The sequence below is a fragment of the Sulfitobacter sp. TBRI5 genome (assembly GCF_051013555.1).
Classification (GTDB): Bacteria; Pseudomonadota; Alphaproteobacteria; order Rhodobacterales; family Rhodobacteraceae; genus JL08.
In genome coordinates this window covers 2713203-2732017 of sequence record NZ_CP112884.1, presented here as the reverse complement: position 1 = coordinate 2732017, position 18815 = coordinate 2713203, and the positions used below count along the sequence as shown (strand labels likewise).

Below are 18815 nucleotides of genomic sequence, written 5' to 3'. Positions count from 1 at the left end.
TTTAACCCTTTCCCATGATCCGCCCTACCCCCCAGGATGCAAGCGCGCCTCCACAAAAGGCCGGCAGTGCGAAATACAGCCAGAGCGACAGAAAAATCCGCCGGTCAAATGATGGTGTGCTCAATGCCAATAGAAACAAGACCACACTCAGCACAATCCACAGAACCAGCAGGATGCGCAACAAGCGGGTCAAGCCGAAATAACGCGCACTGCCTGTGATCAAGGCCGCAATGGCAGCCGTGGCCGCCATAAACAACAGGGCCTCAACTGCCATGGCGCCCGGCCTTACGCAACCAGCGCGTCAGGTAGATCACCGGCCAGCGCAAAACGCTAATGCCTGCGACCAGCACGAACAGCCCCACCCACGGTCCATTCTGATAGGTCACATATCCCAATAGCGGGATCCCGATGGCGATCAGGATATAGGCATTGCGCCAGTGGTTGTCGCGGCTGGGTGTCATCGCCAGAACATTTGCGATCACGGCCCACATACAAGCCAGAATAAGGGAATACGTCATTTTGGAACCTCGGGATGGCGGCCACGGAAACGCTGATAGAAATAACGCAGAGGATTGCGGAACATCGACACAAAGGCAGCCGCCCCCAACACGGAAAATTCCCATCCGTATTGCAGGCCGATCAGAAAGATCAAAACCGGCGCCATCAACAACAGCGCAAAACCGGGAACATACTGGTATCGCATCGGCAGCATTGCAACCACCGCAGACGCCAGAGCCCAGAGACAGGCAAGTATCAGGACGATATTCATGCCGCTCCCGCCCAAATCAAACCCGTTAACGACTGAACAACGACGCCATACACTGCCAGCAATCCGGGTCCGATCCGACGCTGTAGTGTATCTCTCATACCGCTATCCCTTGGCCAGCCGGTCTGGTAAACCGTGGGCCCATGCACTGATGGTGCCCGCCCCTAGGCAAACGACCATATCACCGGGGCCGGCCTGTTCACGCACAAGACGGGCCAGATCGTCTTCGTTGTCGATGGCGCGAGCGTGGCGGTGCCCGTAGCGGATTAGACCCGACACCAGATCGTCGCGGCTGGCCCCCGCGATGGGGTCTTCGCCAGCTGCATAGACATCCGCAATCGCAACGACATCCGCGTCATTGAAACAGGCACAGAAATCATCAAACAGAGAATGCAGCCGCGTATAACGGTGCGGCTGGTGGATCGCGATCACGCGACCTTCGGTTGCCTGACGCGCGGCGCGCAAAACCGCTGCTATTTCAACCGGGTGGTGGCCATAATCGTCGATAATGGTAACGCCGTCGACTTCCCCCACTTTGGTAAATCGCCGGTTCACACCGCCAAAATTTGCCAACGCGGTGCGGATTTCATCCTGTTTCATGCCAAGATGACGCGCCACTGCGACCGCCGACAGGGCATTGGATACGTTATGATCGCCCGGCATCGGCAATGTGCAGCCTTTGATCAGTTTGCCCTCGGCTTGCAGCGCGATATCGAAATGCGCCACGCCGGCTTTGTATTTCAGGTTCACGGCGCGCACATCGGCCTGTGCGTTGAACCCGTAGGTGACAATCCGCCGGTCGGTAACCTTGCCCACCAGCGCCTGCACTTCGTTGTGATCGGTGCAGCAAACCGCGACCCCGTAAAACGGGATGTTGGATACGAAATCCAGAAACCCCTGCCGCAGCGTATCAAAATCGCCCCAGTGTTCCATGTGTTCGGGGTCGATATTGGTGACAATGGCGATGGTTGCGGGCAACCGGTTGAACGTGCCGTCGCTTTCGTCTGCTTCGACGACCATCCATTCGCCCTGCCCCATGCGGGCGTTCGACCTGTAGGCGTGGATTATACCGCCATTCACCACCGTCGGATCAAACCCGCCTGCGACCATCAATTCGGCCATCATGGTCGTCGTTGTCGTTTTGCCATGGGTGCCCGCCACGGCGATGTTTGATTTCAGCCGCATCAATTCCGCCAGCATTTCGGCGCGCCGCACGATCGGCAGGCCCAGGCGCCGCGCCTCGTCCAGTTCGGGATTGCCTTTCTTGATCGCCGAGGAAATCACAACAACCTCGGCACCTTCCAGGTTTTCGGGCCGCTGGCCTTCGAAAATTGTCGCACCACTTGCAGCCAGCCTGTCGGTGATCTTGGATGCCTTTAGGTCAGAGCCCTGCACCGTGTAGTCAAGGTTCAGCAACACTTCGGCGATGCCCGACATCCCGATTCCGCCGATTCCGACAAAATGGATCGGCCCCACATCACCGGGGAGTTTGGTGGCTGCATTCATCAATCAATCTCCTTGCTCAGGGACAGAACCATATCGACCAGCCTGTCCGTGGCATCGGCACGGCCAGCGCCCAGCACGGCATTTGCCATTTTCGTGGCGCCTTTGGAATCGGAAAAAACAATTTCGATCTGTTCGGCCAGCGCATCGACCGTCAGCGCCTTTTCCGGAATCAGAATGGCCCCACCCGCCTGCACCAGTCCGCGCGCATTTGCGGTTTGATGATCGCCTGCCGCAGCCGCGAACGGGATCAGGATCGACGGGCGACCGATCACCGTAAGATCCGCAATCGTGGAAGCACCCGCACGGCTGATCACCAACTGGGCTTCGCTCATCCTGCGGGGTACGTTCTTGAAAAAGGGCTGCACTTCGGCATCAATGCCATGTTCGGCATAAAAATCTGCAACGCGCTGGCCGTCTTCCTCGCGGGCCTGATGGGCAACACGGATGTTCTTAAGCCATTTCACCGGCAAATTGGCCAAGGCAGGCGGCACCACATCAGACAGAATGCGCGCACCCTGACTGCCGCCCATCACCAGAACGGACATCGGATAATCGCCCGGTGGAATATAGGGCGCGCCTGCACGTTCCAGAATGGCCCCGCGCACCGGGTTGCCCACATGCACACCTTCTGCGCCTTCTGGCAGGTCTGTTGGCCAGACACCGCATGCCACCGCATCAACCTTGCGCGCGAACAGTCTATTCACCTTGCCCAGCACACCGTTCTGTTCATGGATCATACGCGGCCTGCGCAACAAGAACGCCGCCGCCATGGCCGGAATGGTTGGATATCCGCCAAAGCCCACCACGATAGCAGGGCGATCCTTGACCATCTTGAACGTCGCGGCAAGGATACCCGCCGCCAAGCGGAACGGAACAATCGCTTTTTGCACAACACCGCCGCGGGCAAATGTTGCGCTGCTGATCTGTTCGATCTCAGTTGTATCGGGAAATCCGCCCGTATAGCGCGCACCGCGCGCATCCGTCGAAAGTTTGACCCGCCAGCCGCGCCCCGTCATCGCCTCGGCCAGTGCCTGGGCGGGAAACATGTGGCCGCCAGTGCCGCCTGCCGCGATGACGATCAGTGGCCCATCACGCATGACACCCACCAAAGCGGTTTTCGCGCGCGTTCATCGCAGCCCGCTCCTTAGCAGATCGCCGATGCCGCCTTGCGGGCGGGTGCGGGTGAAGGCCAACAAAATACCAACCGCAATGCCGCCCGCAATCAGGGAGGATCCGCCGTAACTGACAAACGGCAATGTCATGCCCTTGGCTGGCAACAACCGGACGGCCACGCCCATGTTGATCATGGCCTGCACACCAAAAATACACGCCATTCCGGTACCGGCCAACCGGATGAACGGATCACGTTCCCGCATCAGCCGCAAAAGCGAACGGACCACAACAATCGAATAAAGCGCAATGATGACCAGCACCAGAACAAGGCCGTACTCCTCGGCGGCGACGGCCACGATGAAATCCGTGTGCGCATCGGGAAGCGACCATTTGACTTCGCCCTCGCCAACACCCACGCCGAACAGACCACCTTCGCGAATGGCGTTAGTTGCATATCCCAACTGGGTTGTCGGGTCTACGTCCGGCGACAGAAAGCCATCAATTCGGCGGGCAAAATGTTCTGAATTCGAATAGGCAACCGTGCCGGCCAGAATGACCAGACAGGCCATGCCCACCAGCAACAGCATCGGCGCACCTGCAACGAAATACATGACGCCCCAGCCGAACAACACAAGACACGCCTGTCCAAAATCAGGCTGCAAGGCCAGCATCAGAACGATCGTGATACACAGGACAAACGACCAGGTTCGCCCGGGCGGTCCGTTGATTTCCTGGCCTGCGGCCATCATCCACGCCGCCACAACGACAAATCCGGGCTTCAGAAATTCCGACGGCTGGATCGAGGCAAACCCAAGAGAGTACCAGCGCATGGCCCCTTTGCCGAAATCGGTGCCGAAAACCGGCAGGAACGCCATCGCAACAAAGGCCACAAGAAAACCGATGACTGACAACCGGCGCACCACCAGCGGCGTCATCATGGATGTCAGAAACATCGCTATCAAAGCCAGACCGCCAAAAAACGCCTGCCGCTGAACATAATGGAACGGTTCAAACCCGTTCTTGGCTGCCAGCGGCGGCGATGCCGCCAAACCCAACAGAATTCCGATCGCGAAAAGGATCAGAACACAGGACATCGACCATTTGTCGATGGTCCGCCACCATTTTGGTAAAATTGGTTCGCCGTCCCGCATAGGAACCGCGCCATAGACCATTTCCGTCATGGATCACCGCCGATCACTGCCTCAACATCGTCCCTTTTCGGGATCTGAGGCAGAGTTTAGCGCGAAAAACATCGTTGCGCCAGTGTCTTCCTCTTGCACTGGCGCAAGAAGCGCGTCACCTGCAAGGTTATGAGGACACGCTTGCACTACGAAACGGTGATCATTGGTGCCGGAGCCGCCGGAATGATGTGCGCCGCCCATGCCGGCGGATCGTGTCTGGTGATTGATCACGCCAAGGCCCCGGGCGAAAAAATCCGAATATCAGGCGGCGGGCGCTGCAACTTTACCAATCTTTACGCCAGTCCGGAAAACTTTATCTCGGGCAATCCGCATTTCGCGAAATCGGCGCTGGCGCGATACACGCAATGGGATTTCATTGATCTGGTTGCCCGTCACGGTATTGCCTACCATGAAAAAACGCTGGGCCAGTTGTTTTGCGACCACTCTGCCAAAGACATCATTGCGATGCTTCTGGCCGAAATGAAAAACGCGGATGCCGCGCTTGAACTGAACACATCTGTGTCGCGCATTGCGAAATCGCCGCAAGGTTTTGATCTTGATCTGGGCGACGGGCGCAAGATATCTGCCACAAACGTAGTGATCGCAACCGGTGGCAAATCCATTCCGAAAATGGGCGCTTCGGGCTTTGCCTATGATATTGCGCGCCAGTTCGGCCTGCCGGTAACCGAAACCCGCCCCGCACTGGTGCCGCTGACCTTTCCGGACGGGCGATTTGCGCCGCTTGCCGGTGTCGCAACCCCGGCACGCATACACAATGCGCGTGCAAGTTTCGACGAAGCGATGCTGTTCACCCATCGCGGCCTGTCAGGACCGTCGATCCTGCAAATCTCGTCCTACTGGCGCGAAGGCGAAGAGATTTGCGTTGATCTGCTTCCCGGTATCGATCTGTTTGAAAGGTTGCGCACTCAACGCCAGACCGGCGGGCGGCGCAATCTGACAACGGAACTGGCGCAGGTTCTGCCCACACGGCTGGTCGATCATCTGGCGCATTTCATGCCCATGGGTGGCAATCTGGCGGACCAGTCGGATGCCGCCCTGAAAGCGTTGCAACATGATCTGAAAAACTGGCGCATCACTGCCAATGGATCAGAAGGATACCGCACCGCCGAGGTGACGCTGGGCGGCATTGATACCGATGCGCTGGATGCAAGGACCATGCAAAGCAAATCGGTGCCGAACCTCTATTTCATCGGTGAAGCGGTCGATGTGACCGGCTGGCTGGGCGGCTATAATTTCCAATGGGCATGGTCATCGGGCTGGGCCGCTGGTACCGCCATCGCCGCCGCTTAGGATCACCCCAGCCTTGCCTTGACCTGCGCGATAAAATCCTCTCCGCGCCGCTCGAAACTGTCATATTGATCGAAACTTGCCGCCGCAGGGGCCAGCAACACGGTTTCGCCCTCTTGTGCATCGTCAATCGCGCGGGCCACTGCGATATCCATCGTATTGCACACCTCGGCTTCAACGTTCAGTTGCATCGCGAAGGCCGCCGCCTCGCGCCCGATCACATAGGCTTTGGCGACTTGGCTGGTCGCATTCTTCAACCCGTCCAGCCCGCCTTCTTTTTCCAGACCGCCGCAAATCCAGCGAATGTTCTGAAAGGCGCTTAGCGCTTTGGCGGCACTGTCGACATTGGTGGCCTTGCTGTCATTCACAAAGGTCACACCATCCGCCTGCGCAATGATCTGGCTGCGGTGCGGCAGCCCCGCAAAGCTGTGAAAGGCCGCTTCGATCACTTTGGGCGCAAATCCAAGTGTGCGGCAGGCGGCATAGGCAGCACAGGCGTTCTGATGATTATGCGCGCCGGGCAATCCGGCGATACCGCGCAGATCGACAGAACCAACCTGCCGCCCGTTGCGATGCTCTGAGAGGAACCCCTTGCGCGCGAAGACATGCCAGCCCGGCCCGGACAGTTTTTGCCCGGACGATATCCGGATCACCCGATCATCCCCCGGCCCTTCGGACAGTTGCCCGGCAAGATACTGCCCTTCCGGTTCATCGACACCGATAACGGCACGATCCGGCCCGCCTTCTGCAAACAGGCGGCGTTTGGCGGCAAAGTATCCGCCCAATCCCGCATGACGATCCAGATGATCAGGGGACAGGTTGGTAAAAACAGCAATGTCGGGCGTCAGCGCGCGGGCCAGTTCCGTCTGGTAACTGGACAGTTCCAGAACAACTACCTCACCATCGATTGCGGGATCGATATCCAGCACCCCGCGCCCGATATTTCCGGCCAGTTGGGCAGGGCGCCCGACATGGGTCAGAATGTGATGGATCAAGGCCGATGTCGTGGATTTTCCGTTTGATCCCGTCACCGCGATCACCCGCGGGGCGGTATCGAAACTGTCCCAGTCCGATGTCGCGAACGAGCGGAAGAACAGACCGATATCGTTGTCAACCGGCACGCCCGCCGCCTGCGCAAGGACCACAACAGGGTGCGGTGCCGGATAAAGATGCGCAATTCCGGGGGACACGATCAGCGCCGCTGCGTCATCAAAAGCGCCCTGGTTACGCAAATCGACGATATCCAACCCTTCTGCTTGCGCCTTTGCGCGGGCATCGGCATTGTCATCCCAGCAGATCGCATGCGCCCCGCCCGCCCGCAAAGACAGCGCGGCACTCAGACCAGAGCGCCCCAACCCCAGAACAGCCACAGTTTTTCCGGCAAATCCCTGGGTTGCGATCATTGGTTTTGTCTCAAACGCATACGCATGCCCAACCCCCTACCGGACTTTCAGTGTGGCAAGCCCGATCATGGCGAGGATCAGGGAAATAATCCAGAAACGGATCACGATCTGCGGTTCCGCCCATCCCTTTTTTTCATAGTGGTGGTGGATCGGCGCCATCAGGAAGACACGTTTACCGGTGCGCTTGAAATACAGCACCTGAATGATCACCGACAGCGCCTCGACCACGAACAGGCCACCTACGATAGCCAGCACCAGTTCGTGTTTCGTGGCAACCGCAATCGCACCCAGCGCGCCGCCCAGCGCCAGCGATCCGGTATCGCCCATGAACACGGCCGCAGGGGGCGCATTGTACCAAAGAAAGCCAAGTCCGCCGCCAAAAAGACCCGCCGTAAAGATCAGGATTTCACCCGTTCCCGGCACATAATGCACATCCAGATATTCGGTAAAGTCGACACGACCAACGGCATAGGCGATGATCCCCAGCGTGCCCGAGGCGATCATCACCGGCATGATCGCCAGCCCGTCCAGACCGTCTGTCAGGTTCACCGCGTTGGCCGCCCCGACAATGACAAGAATGGCAAACGGCACGAACAGGAACCCCAGATTGATCAGCGTGTCCTTGAAGACAGGCAGCGCCAACTGGTTTTGCAGCCCTTCGGGATGGTACTGCGCCGCCCAAAAGCCCGCAATGGCCGCAATCAGCAGGCCCAGAACCATACGCACGCGCCCCGATACGCCACCGGTGGTCTGCTTTGACACCTTGGCATAATCATCGGCAAACCCGATGGCGGCAAAAGACATTGTCACGAACAACACCATCCAGATGTAGGGATTGTCCAGACGCGCCCAAAGCAGCGTGGATGTCAGCAGCGCGCCAACGATCAGCAACCCGCCCATAGTGGGGGTTCCGGCCTTGATGAAATGGCCCTCTGGCCCGTCATCGCGGATGGGCTGGCCTTTGCCCTGTCTGCGCCGCAACACGGAAATAAGCGGTTTTCCGAACAGGAAACCGAATACCAGCGCCGTCAGAAACGCGCCCCCTGCACGGAATGTGATGTACCGGAACAGGTTGAACACATCCCCCCCGTCTGAAAGTGCGGTCAACCAATAGAGCATTTCAGCGGTCCCTACTCATCATCTTGTGTCTCGTCCTGTGGGAGCGCATGGCCCATTTTTCGGATGGCGTCAACGATCAGGCCCAGTTTCATGCTTAATGACCCCTTGGCCAGCACAACATCGCCGCTGTCCAGATGACGGCGCAGGCCATCGTCCAGCAGCGCCCGACTGGTTTCCACCCAGACACCGCGCTGGTGATCGGGCAAGGCCGCATAAAGATGCTTCATCAAGGGGCCGATGCAGTGCACGCGGTCAATCTGCGACAGCGCTGGCAGGGTGGCGATATCGCGGTGCAACTCCGCCTCGTTCGAGCCCAGTTCCTTCATGTCGCCCAGAAAGGCAATGCGCCGCCCCTGGGCCACGCGGCCCAACCCGTTATGCACTTGCGCAACCGCCAGCACTTCAAGTGCTGCGGCCAGTGAGGTTGGATTGGCATTGTATGAATCGTCCAGCAGGTCCAGTACCTGATCCGTTTCGACAGGATCCAGAACGATCTTTTCCCGTGCGCCGCGCCCCTTATAGGGATGCCAGCGCCCCAAACCCTGCGCCGACATCGCCAGATCGGCCCCCAATGCCTGTGCCGCCGCCAAAGCGCCCAGCCCGTTCATTGCAAAATGACGCCCGGCTGTCTGGATACGGAACAGCACAGGCACGCCAAAAGCGGTGGCTTTGACCACGGTTGTTTCATTGCTCAGGATCACGTCGTCCAGATGGTAATCAGATGCTTTTTCACCAAATTCAATGATTTGCGCACCAACGTTCACCGCCTTTTCACGCAGGATCGGGATCTGCTCCACATCAGCGTTCAAGACCGCGATGCCCCCTTCGCCCAATCCGTCCATGATCGCGGCCTTTTCGTGGGCAATCCCGTCAATATTGTCGAACGCTTCCAGATGGGCAGCGGCAATTGTGGTAATCAGCGCCACATCCGGTCGCGCCATACGCGCCAGCGGAGCAATCTCGCCGGGATGGTTCATTCCAATTTCGATCACGGCAAAATCACTGTCCTGCGGCATCCGCGCCAGCGTCAGCGGCACGCCCCAGTGATTGTTGTAACTGGCCTCGGCGGCATGAACCTTACCCTGACTTGCCAGCATGGCCCGCACCATCTCCTTGGTCGATGTTTTGCCAACCGATCCGGTGATCGCCACAACGCGGGCCTTGGTGCGCGCGCGCGCTGCCTGCCCCAGTGCAACCAGTGCCTGCAACACGTCCGGCACGATCAGCAATGGCGCATCCGGGCGCACACCGTCCGGCACATGGCTGACAAGGGCCGCCGCAGCGCCACGTTCGAACGCCTGCGCTACAAATTCATGCCCGTCGCGCGCAGCCTGCAAGGCCACAAACAAATCACCGGGCTGTAAACTGCGGGTATCGATGGACACACCCGACGTGGACCAATCGGCTGTGGATGTTCCACCCGTTGCATCCTCTGCCTGCTGCGCGGTCCAAAGCGTCATGCCAGCCGCCCGTCCAAAGCAGCCACAGCGACGCTGGCCTGTTCGGCATCATCAAAAGGCAGAACGTCATCCCCGACGATCTGTCCGGTTTCATGCCCCTTGCCACAGATCAGCAGCGCATCGCCCGGCCCCAGCGCATCGACCCCGCGCAGGATCGCTTCGGCACGATCACCGATTTCGGTTGCGTCCGGCGCGCCCAGCAAAACCTCGGAACGGATAATCTCGGGGTCTTCGCTGCGCGGATTGTCATCTGTCACAATCACCAGATCGGCGTGTTCCGACGCCGCCCGCCCCATCAACGGGCGCTTGGTTGCATCACGATCCCCGCCCGCCCCGACAATCGCAATCAGACGTCCCAGCACATGCGGGCGCAACGCCTGAAGCGCCGTGGAAATCGCATCGGGCGTATGTGCAAAATCGACAAAGACAGACGCGCCATTGTCACGCGTCGCCACAAGCTGCATGCGCCCGCGCACCGTGACCAGATGTTCGAGTGTTTCAAACACACGCGCTGGCTCTTCGCCGCACGCCATCACAAGGCCCGCCGCCAGCATCACGTTGTCGGCCTGAAAGCCGCCGATCAGGTTCAGCCTGATCTGATGCACCTTGTCCTGATAGGAAAACCGGACATCCTGCCCTGTCGCATCAAACCGCTGGCCCTGAATGTGAATATCACCGCCATCGCGCCCCACACTGATCACATCGTGACCACGCGCTGTTGCAATCGCCAGCATATCAACGCCCTTGGGATCATCGATATTGATCACGGCGCTGCCGTCTTCGGGCAACACGCGGCGGAACAGGCCCGCCTTGGCGGCGAAATATTCTTCGAACGTGTTGTGGTAATCCAGATGATCCTGCGAAAAATTGGAAAATCCGGCCGCTCGCAGATGAACCCCGTCAAGCCGGCGCTGATCCAGCCCGTGGCTTGACGCCTCCATTGCTGCATGTGTGACACCGTTTTTCGCCGCCTCGGCCAGCGCGCGGTGCAAGGTGATCGGTTCGGGCGTTGTGTGCGCCAAAGGCGCGGTCCAGCTTCCCTCGACACCGGTCGTCCCCAGATTGACGGCGCTGTATCCCATTTCCACCCAGATCTGGCGCACGAAACTGGCCACGGATGTCTTGCCATTCGTTCCTGTCACCGCAACCATTGTCGCAGGTTGTGCGCCGAACCACAGGGCGGCGGCATAGGCAAGCGTTTGGCGCGGGTCTTCCGTTACGATCAGAATCGCATCAGATGCATCCAGTTCGTTCTTGGCAATCGCAGCCCCTTCGGGATCCGTCAGGATCGCGGCCGCATCCATTCGCAAGGCATATTGAATGAATTCCCCGCCATGCATTTTTGAACCGGGAAGTGCTGCAAACAGATGGCCCGGCTTCACATCGCGGCTGTCGACGCTCAATCCGGTGATTGCAACATCCCGTCCTCCGGGTGCTGTCAGGCCCAACGCAGCCAGTGTTTTGCTCATCGGCCCTGCCCCCAAAGCGGTCTTCCCTAATTCGATGTCAGCGTTATACCAGCCAGCTTCCCGGGTTCAATATTGGGTCGCAAGCCCAAAAGCGGGGCAATGCGACCAATCATTTCCGCCGCGACAGGCACCGCTGTCCAGCCTGCGGTGCGGCGTGGTTCATCGCCGGAATTTTCAGACGGTTCATCCAGCGTAACAATCAGGACGTATTTCGGATCGTGCGCGGGAAAGATGCTGGCGAATGTCGCGATCACCTTGTTTTCATAATAGCCGCCACCGCGCGCCTTCGGCTTGTCCGCAGTGCCGGTTTTCCCACCAACCGCATAGCCCGGCACTTCGCCGAAACTGGCGGTGCCTTCGGTTACAACCTGACGCAGCATCATGCGCGATGCGGCGGCGGACTGTTCGGAAATCACGCGTGGCCCCGAAACCGGACCACTTTGTTTAAGGATCGTCGGTTTCACGTAATGTCCGCCATTTGCGATGGCCGCATATCCCGCCGCCAGATGCATCGGGCTCGTGCTCAGGCCATGACCGTAGGATATGGTCATCGTGCTCAGTTCAGACCAGTTCTTTGGCAACAGAGGCTGGCCGCCCTGCGCTTCGACGATTTCGAACGGTGTTGCCTCCAGCATGCCAAGCGACTGCATGAATTCGCGCTGCCGGCCTGCACCGATCTGCTGTGCCAGACGGGCAGTGCCGATGTTGGACGATTTGACGATAATGTTCGTGACCGACAATTCCTTGCCGTAATTGCGAAAATCCCGAATTCGGAACTTGCCCCATTGCAGCGGCCCACGAATGTCGATGATCGTCGCCGGATTGACCAGCCCCAGATCCATCGCCTGCGCAGTGGTGAAAATCTTGAACACCGATCCCAGTTCATAGACACCCTGCACCGCACGGTTGAACAGCGGGCTGTCGGACGGGTCACCCGATGTCGGCGGTCTTGGCCGGTCGTTGGGATCAAAGCTGGGCAGCGATACAACCGAAATCACTTCGCCTGTGTGCACATCCATCAGGATGGAGGTTGCGCCCTTGGCATTCATCAATTTCATGCCGCCGTACAACACCCGTTCGGATGCCGCCTGAATGGTCAGATCCAGCGACAGTTCCAGCGGTGCGCCCTGCCGGGCCGGATCGCGCAAATAGCTGTCAAAATATTTCTCGACACCGGCCACGCCGATCACTTCGGCTGCATTGACACCCTCTTTTCCGAAAGACGCACCGCCCAGCACATGCGCTGCCAGCTTGCCATTGGGATAAAGCCGCATCTCGCGCGGGCCGAATAACAGGCCGGGATCGCCGATATCATGAACCGCCTGTTTTTGTTCCGGACTGATCTTGCGCTTGATCCAGACAAATTTGCGGTTTCCGGTGAACTGGCGCTTAAGCCGTTCACGATCCAGATCGGGGAAAATGGCGACAAGCGCATCGGCGGCCGCAACCTTGTCCACCATGTGCGGCGGTTGGGCGTAAAGCGAATAGGTATCGAAATTCGTCGCCAGAATGCGGCCATGCCGGTCTACGATATCGGCGCGGCTTGCGTTGATGGCAGCGCCGGTTGCGCTGGCAAGAGGTTCGGTGGGGTCGCTGGTGGCCAGCATCCCCATACGCGCACCGACAACGGCAAATGCGCAGAAAAAGAACACACCAAGCACAAGAAGCCGCCCTTCGGCACGGGCGCGCGCCTTGTCACGTATCTGTTCGTGGCGAATGCGAATATTCTCGCGCTCGATCGCGTCGGGGTTTTCCCCCTTTTTGCGGGCCTCCAGGATACGGGCAAGCGGACGAAGCGGCGTACGGATCACTGTGTCTCCTCCGTATTTGCCACGTCGATCGCATTGCTGATCGGCAATGCTTCGGGCATCGGATAGCCAACCTGATCAACCTTGCCAAACTGGTCTGGCCGCAGCGGCAGCAGGCCCAGACGGTCAAAGTTGATTTCCGTCAACTCGCGCAGCCTGTCGGGCCGGTTCAGATAGGCCCATTCGGCGCGCAGCACAGCCAGCCGCGCGCGGGTTTCACCGATTTCCTTATGCAAACGGGTGGTTTCGCTGAGCGCACGCTGCGTCGAATAATTTTCGCGATAAGCCCAGAACGCCATCGCGATCACCGCCATCGCTGTCAGCAAAAACATGAAACTGCGCATCTTACTTCGTATCCTTTAACATCGGCATGCCAATTGATTTTTCATCCGGTTGCGTCCCGCTGTCTGACGGCACATCAGTACGGACAGCAACACGCAATTTCGCAGAACGCGCGCGCGGATTTTCCGCCAGTTCCTGCGCATCAGGTCCAATGGCCTTGCGGGTTTTCTGGGTAAAATGAGGCGCATCAGCCACTGTTTCGGGCGCATAGCGGTTTGCACGGCCACCCCCGCCGGAACGCGCCTGCAAGAACCGTTTGACCATCCGGTCTTCGATGGAATGAAAACTGACAACCGCCAACTGCCCACCGGGGCGCAATACACGCTCTGCGGCCATAAGCCCCTGAAAAAGCTCTTTATATTCATCATTTACCGCGATGCGCAGCGCCTGAAAACTGCGTGTCGCGGTATGCGACTGGCCCGGTTTGGCGCGCGGCAGACAGCTTTCGATTATTCCGGCAAGGCGCAGCGTGGTCGTGATCGGCGCCTCGGCCCGGGCGCGTAAAATGGCCGCCGCGATCCGGCGGCTGGCGCGTTCTTCACCGTAATGAAAAAGAATATCTGCCAGCGTTTCTGCGTCGGCCGTATTGACGATATCGGCCGCAGATATCCCGCTTTGCGACATCCGCATATCCAGCGGGCCATCCTTCATGAACGAAAACCCGCGATCAGCCTGATCAAGCTGCATTGACGACACGCCCAGATCAAGCACCACGCCATCTAGGCCGGTCGCATATTCGTCCATGCGCGAAAACACACCCAACTGCATCACGATGCGCCCGCTGTAGTCCGCGGCCCAGCTTTGCGCCATTTCAAAGGCCAGCGGGTCACGATCCACCGCGATGACACGCGCGGCACCTGCATCCAGCAAACCTTTCGTATAGCCACCCGCGCCGAATGTGCCGTCAAGCCAGGTTCCTGTCACCGGGGCGACTGCCGCCAGCAAGGGGCGCAATAAAACAGGGGTGTGCGGGGCAGTCTGATCGGGGCGGGCCGCAGCAGCCATAACCTTAATCCCCCTTTGGACCATCCAGATAAACCAGCGGATCGAAATCGTCCGGCAATTCGTCCAGCCAGTCTTCGGTTTTGGCCAACTCTTCGGTTTCGTAGGTCTCGGGCTTCCAGATCTGGAACGTATCGCCCGCCGCGATGAAAAATGCCTCTGCATCAAGCGCGATTTTCTGGCGCAGTTTTGCGGGCAGAACCAGACGGCCGGTCTCGTCTATGTTTGTCGGAAAAGACTGTCCGTGGAACAGGCGCTGCAACATCTTGCGCTCCATTGAGCCGCGCGGCAACGCATCAATCTTGGCATCGACCTCGTCGATCGCCTCCATTGTGTAGCATTCCAGGTAATTGCGACGATGATCGCCGTATACGATCACCAGTTCGGGATTAAGACCATCGGTCCAGTTCGGATCAGACGCTTCGATCACACGACGAAACGAGGCCGGGATAGACACCCTGCCCTTCGCATCCACCTTGTGATGGCTTTCGCCTCTGAATCTGCGACCCAACTTACTGGTCCCTCACATTACGCCACCCCAAAAAACTTGAAACAGCGCTGAATTTTCGTCCCCAGAATGTGGAAACGGCAGGTTGATCTGCTGCCACTGATCAACCTGCCGCCCTCGTCCGCTTTCGCGGGATGTCCAGCTGCGCGCGCCACCTGGGGGGATGTCTGCTCGCCCGCGCGCCGGATCTTCAATTAGATGAAAGCGAGGTACCTGTATGAAACCTGCTAGAGTTTTTTGTGTTCGGGGTCGTTTAGCGCCCCTGCTGTCTCGTTCTCATCTCATGCATTATGGATAAGATGGGAATTCATGGGAGGCAACAGTTTTTTATGGGAAATCACTGCTAAATCTTGTTTTCAGCGCACCGAAAAGACAAGATATGGTGCGAAAATTGGACCTTTCGACACATTCAATTGCGATTTATGGATTTCCGAGCACTATATCTGGTAGATAATGCGAAAGCGCGTATTCTTCCCACAAATTCCCATTTTTTTCGATCAAAATTGGAGCTGCCGTCGATGTTTTTGCTTTGTTCCACCAAACGTAGAGGAAATTACCCGCGAATCCTGACGAAATTCAGCTGAATCACTGATTGATTCGCGCTTTTAGAACGGTTGCGCGCACTGCGTCCCATCAATTCCCGTAAGTTTGGAACGCCGGCGGGTACCCCGTTTCAGTGCAATCAGGCCATGCCGCCCTTGATCAGCCCTTCGGCGATCTTTGCATAGGCTTGCGCGGCCGCGCTGTCACCGGCTGCGATCGGTGTGCCACCATCACCGGCAAGACGCGTCTCCAGATCAATCGGCAATGCCCCCAGCAATGGAACACCCAGCCTTTCAGCCTCGCTTGCCACGCCGCCCTGCCCGAAGATCCGATGCTCTGATCCACAATCAGGACACACAAACATCGACATATTCTCGATCAGGCCCAGAACCGGCGTTTTCAGAGTATCAAACATATCAAGCGCCTTACGGGCATCAATCAACGCCACATCCTGCGGCGTGCTGACCACAATCGCGCCCGTAACCTGCGATTTGGTGCACAATGTCAGCTGAACATCACCCGTTCCCGGCGGCAGATCGACGATCAGCACATCGAGTTCGCCCCATTCGACCTGACCCAGCATTTGCTGCAAGGCTCCCATCAGCATGGGGCCACGCCAGACCACGGCCTTGCCTTCTTCCAGCATGAAACCGATCGACATCAGTGTAACGCCGTGCGCATGCAACGGGATAATAGTCTTTCCATCCGGAGATGCGGGGCGTTTGTTGACCCCCATCATGCGCGGTTGGCTGGGGCCATAGATATCCGCATCCAGCAGCCCCACCTTGCGCCCTGCCCGCGCCAGCGCCACGGCAAGGTTTGAGGACACGGTTGATTTACCGACACCGCCCTTGCCCGAACCGATGGCCAGTATCCGGTCAACACCCGATGGTTTGGTCGGTCCGTCCTGCGGCTTGGGATGGCCGCCGATTTTCAGGCTGGGCGCGGCAGGGGCCTTGGGGGCTGGTCCGTGGGCCGTCAGTAACACGGAAACAGAAGTCACTCCGTCCAGGTCTTCAACCAGCTTGGCAGCGGCGGCGCGCAAGGGTTCCATCTGTTGCGCGATCTCGGGGCTTGGCGCCTCGATCACAAACCGCACTGCTCCCCCTTCGATTGCCAGCGCACGAATCATATCGCGGCTGATCAGGGTGCCGCCGTCGGGCAAGGCAAGGCGTGCCAAAGTGTCTTCGATAATCTGCTTCGTCACGGCCATGCTCAATCTCTCCTCTTGTTGCTGCAATAGGTGGCAGCTTTTTGCGAAATCTCAAGGCGTGCCTTCAAAACGCGCAACAGGGCTTTTCGCTGCCTCAATTCTGGGCGTGCAGCCTATGCAATTGCTGCATAGCAGCATTGAGGCAAAAAACCATTGTGCACGTGCAGCATTTCCCTATCTTTAACCCAACAGATGAAACACCCGCCACCGCACAGAGGTGCAAGATGAGAAACGTTCGTTACATTCCGCTGACCGGCTGGTCATTCTGGCGCGCCGCCCCGTGGTCGCAGCGCAAATTGCGCCGCACGACACAGGACGTTCAGGCGATCGGAGCAATTGCATTGGCCCAGTTGGGTCTGGGTGGGCTGATTTTCAGGGGTCAACACCTCTAACAACCAAAGACCTTCGGGTCCCGAATTTTGAGATCAGGCTCTCCTCTCCTCCTCCCTGGAGGGTCTGTGATTGGCGGCGGCATCGACCTCCTCCCTGATGTCGCCGCACCTTTTATTCGCGCACCTTCGGGTGTGACACCGCATCGTATCGGTCCCTCTCCTCCTCCCTGGGGCTGGTACGTGAAATGAGCGGTAGCACCTCTCCTCCTCCCTGGTGCTGCCGCTTTTTTCTTTGAAATCAGGTCAGTGAAACGTTTTGCGGCGCGCAGATGCACCGCCGCGCCGTAACGGGCGCGCGGCATCTGTCGTTGCCACGGTACGTACGAAACCCACAAAGGTTTCAGCTGCCACACTATGGCGCTGGCCCGAGTTTAACCCGTCCAAAGCCGCGCAAGCGGCATCCTTTGCGCCCCTGTCCAGGCCAAGCGCCCATTCAAGAAAGCCCAGACGCGCGGCCTGTTCGGCGCGTGCGCCTTCCGCGGTGATGGTGTCCAGCCCCTGCAGGATTCGTGCGAAACCCATGATCTTGCCTTTCTGCCACGCCCCGTGGCCTTTGTTAGGATGCGAAGGGCAAGAAAGGACCGTGACACGCCTATCCGGGCGCACCACCGCCCAGACCGCCACCCGCGGTTTGACGTACATCCAAGGCTGGTTTCCGGGCTTGGGGCGGGCGGCATTTCTGCCATGATCAGGCGCCTTCCCAGACCTCAGTGGCCCAGTGGCTTTTGCCTGTCTCATCCCGCCCTCACCGTTGCGGGGGCAGCGCCGGATTCGCACCGGCTTCCCAATTCTCCGCTTTGTCTGCGGCACCTTGGACCGACAGGCTATCATCACGTCGCTGGGGCGCAACGCCAAAACCGAAGCCACCTGTCCCGTTTCCGTCACCCGCGCGTGACCGGATCAATCCGTTGGCAAGTAGAAAACAGTTGAAAACTTACCGGACAGCCCTGACATTTGTGGTTTTACTGGAAACACTGGGGCGCACCGCGGCCCTTTTTTCAAAAAGGAATTTCAGGATGGCACTCAAAGTAATCGGTTCCGGATTTGGCCGCACAGGAACCAAATCGGCCAAGGATGCCTTGGAACAATTGGGCTTCGGCCCTTGCCATCACATGTACGAAGTGATCGAAAACCCGCCGCAGGTCGCCTTTTGGCAGGATATTGCAGCGGGTCGTCCGGTTGACTGGAATACGGTGTTTCACGGTTATACGTCACAGGTGGATTGGCCCGGCGCGCATGTCTGGCGGGAACTGGCCACGGCTTTTCCCGATGCCAAGGTTCTGCACACGCGCCGCCCCGAAGCCAGTTGGGTCAAAAGTTTTTCGCGCACCATCGGCAAGCTGATGTACACCTATCAGACGATGGAATTGCCGCCCCACATCAAAGATATGATGGATGCAACATCTCACCTGATCACAACCGAAACATTCAAAACCCGCCTTGACGATCAGGAAGGGTTACTGGCCGCCTACCGCCAGAGGACAGAAGACGTAATGGCCGCTATCCCGCCGGAACGTTTGCTGGTTTTTGATGTCGCCGAAGGCTGGGAGCCTTTGTGCGCGTTTCTGGATGTGCCGGTTCCCGACACGCCGTTTCCGCATCAGAACGTGCGCGCGGATTTCTGGGATCGTCTGGGCGGAGAGCCCGACACCTAGCATCCGTTTGATTGCCGGGCAGCAAGT

The 18815-nt window shown here is 58.6% G+C and carries 19 protein-coding genes and 1 riboswitch; of the genes, 3 read left to right on the top strand and 16 right to left on the bottom strand.

All coding sequences use genetic code 11. The features are described from left to right. Position 1 precedes the first annotated feature (1 nt). The 6 genes from OLX72_RS13790 to ftsW all read right to left on the bottom strand — a co-directional run bounded on the left by OLX72_RS13790 (position 2) and on the right by ftsW (position 4566). Complete coding sequence (locus OLX72_RS13790) at positions 2-274, bottom strand: hypothetical protein (RefSeq protein ID WP_114870744.1); 273 nt, start codon at positions 272-274, stop codon at positions 2-4. Continuing rightward, positions 264-518: a DUF2484 family protein gene (locus tag OLX72_RS13785; RefSeq protein ID WP_114870745.1), complete on the bottom strand. Its 255-nt coding sequence runs from the start codon at positions 516-518 to the stop codon at positions 264-266. Before OLX72_RS13785 ends, OLX72_RS13790 begins: the two co-directional genes overlap by 11 nt. Beyond that, positions 515-769, bottom strand: a complete 255-nt coding sequence (locus OLX72_RS13780; protein ID WP_205388949.1) for a DUF2484 family protein — start codon at positions 767-769, stop codon at positions 515-517. The genes OLX72_RS13785 and OLX72_RS13780 overlap by 4 nt, the downstream gene beginning before the upstream one ends. A 102-nt stretch (positions 770-871) precedes the next feature. Then, positions 872-2272 (bottom strand): UDP-N-acetylmuramate--L-alanine ligase, encoded by a 1401-nt coding sequence (gene murC, locus OLX72_RS13775; protein ID WP_114870746.1) that lies wholly within the window; start codon positions 2270-2272, stop codon positions 872-874. Beyond that, positions 2272-3369 (bottom strand): undecaprenyldiphospho-muramoylpentapeptide beta-N-acetylglucosaminyltransferase, encoded by a 1098-nt coding sequence (murG, locus tag OLX72_RS13770; protein ID WP_114870747.1) that lies wholly within the window; start codon positions 3367-3369, stop codon positions 2272-2274. The genes murC and murG overlap by 1 nt, the downstream gene beginning before the upstream one ends. Positions 3370-3399: 30 nt before the next feature. Continuing rightward, entirely contained in the window at positions 3400-4566 is a 1167-nt protein-coding gene (ftsW, locus tag OLX72_RS13765; protein ID WP_114870748.1) for a putative lipid II flippase FtsW, read from the bottom strand. A 141-nt stretch (positions 4567-4707) separates the two neighbouring features. On the opposite strand from ftsW, the gene OLX72_RS13760 reads away from it, so the two are divergent. After that, complete coding sequence (locus OLX72_RS13760) at positions 4708-5877, top strand: NAD(P)/FAD-dependent oxidoreductase (protein ID WP_433988889.1); 1170 nt, start codon at positions 4708-4710, stop codon at positions 5875-5877. A gap of 2 nt (positions 5878-5879) precedes the next feature. On the opposite strand, the gene murD is transcribed toward OLX72_RS13760, so the two are convergent. The 9 genes from murD to OLX72_RS13715 form a co-directional block, all read right to left on the bottom strand. After that, positions 5880-7277, bottom strand: a complete 1398-nt coding sequence (gene murD / locus OLX72_RS13755; protein WP_114870749.1) for a UDP-N-acetylmuramoyl-L-alanine--D-glutamate ligase — start codon at positions 7275-7277, stop codon at positions 5880-5882. Positions 7278-7313: 36 nt separating this feature from the next. Further along, entirely contained in the window at positions 7314-8396 is a 1083-nt protein-coding gene (mraY, locus tag OLX72_RS13750) for a phospho-N-acetylmuramoyl-pentapeptide-transferase (protein WP_114870750.1), read from the bottom strand. 11 nt (positions 8397-8407) lie between these two features. Next, positions 8408-9856 (bottom strand): UDP-N-acetylmuramoyl-tripeptide--D-alanyl-D-alanine ligase, encoded by a 1449-nt coding sequence (locus OLX72_RS13745; protein ID WP_114870751.1) that lies wholly within the window; start codon positions 9854-9856, stop codon positions 8408-8410. After that, complete coding sequence (locus tag OLX72_RS13740; RefSeq protein ID WP_114870752.1) at positions 9853-11325, bottom strand: UDP-N-acetylmuramoyl-L-alanyl-D-glutamate--2,6-diaminopimelate ligase; 1473 nt, start codon at positions 11323-11325, stop codon at positions 9853-9855. Before OLX72_RS13740 ends, OLX72_RS13745 begins: the two co-directional genes overlap by 4 nt. 26 nt (positions 11326-11351) lie before the next feature. Further along, a complete protein-coding gene (locus tag OLX72_RS13735; RefSeq protein ID WP_114870753.1) occupies positions 11352-13136 on the bottom strand; it encodes a peptidoglycan D,D-transpeptidase FtsI family protein in 1785 nt (594 codons plus the stop codon). Continuing rightward, positions 13133-13477 (bottom strand): cell division protein FtsL, encoded by a 345-nt coding sequence (gene ftsL, locus OLX72_RS13730; RefSeq protein WP_114870754.1) that lies wholly within the window; start codon positions 13475-13477, stop codon positions 13133-13135. Before ftsL ends, OLX72_RS13735 begins: the two co-directional genes overlap by 4 nt. Before the next feature lies 1 nt (position 13478). Continuing rightward, on the bottom strand, positions 13479-14480 hold the full coding sequence (rsmH, locus tag OLX72_RS13725; RefSeq protein WP_114870755.1) for a 16S rRNA (cytosine(1402)-N(4))-methyltransferase RsmH: 1002 nt from the start codon (positions 14478-14480) through the stop codon (positions 13479-13481). 4 nt (positions 14481-14484) lie between these two features. Beyond that, a complete protein-coding gene (gene mraZ, locus OLX72_RS13720; protein ID WP_114870756.1) occupies positions 14485-14988 on the bottom strand; it encodes a division/cell wall cluster transcriptional repressor MraZ in 504 nt (167 codons plus the stop codon). A 679-nt stretch (positions 14989-15667) separates the two neighbouring features. Then, positions 15668-16741: an Mrp/NBP35 family ATP-binding protein gene (locus tag OLX72_RS13715; protein ID WP_114870757.1), complete on the bottom strand. Its 1074-nt coding sequence runs from the start codon at positions 16739-16741 to the stop codon at positions 15668-15670. A 224-nt stretch (positions 16742-16965) separates the two neighbouring features. Between OLX72_RS13715 and OLX72_RS13710 the strand changes: the two genes are divergently transcribed. Then, a complete protein-coding gene (locus tag OLX72_RS13710) occupies positions 16966-17133 on the top strand; it encodes a hypothetical protein (protein ID WP_162798071.1) in 168 nt (55 codons plus the stop codon). Between the two features lie 243 nt (positions 17134-17376). On the opposite strand, the gene OLX72_RS13705 is transcribed toward OLX72_RS13710, so the two are convergent. Then, on the bottom strand, positions 17377-17655 hold the full coding sequence (locus tag OLX72_RS13705; protein ID WP_433988888.1) for a hypothetical protein: 279 nt from the start codon (positions 17653-17655) through the stop codon (positions 17377-17379). Positions 17656-17762: 107 nt separating this feature from the next. Next, a riboswitch (cobalamin riboswitch) is annotated at positions 17763-17962 on the bottom strand. 187 nt (positions 17963-18149) lie between these two features. Between OLX72_RS13705 and OLX72_RS13700 the strand changes: the two genes are divergently transcribed. Continuing rightward, the gene (locus OLX72_RS13700) at positions 18150-18788 is read left to right on the top strand and encodes a sulfotransferase family protein (RefSeq protein ID WP_114872321.1); all 639 of its coding nucleotides are present in this window, start codon (positions 18150-18152) and stop codon (positions 18786-18788) included. Positions 18789-18815: the final 27 nt, after the last annotated feature.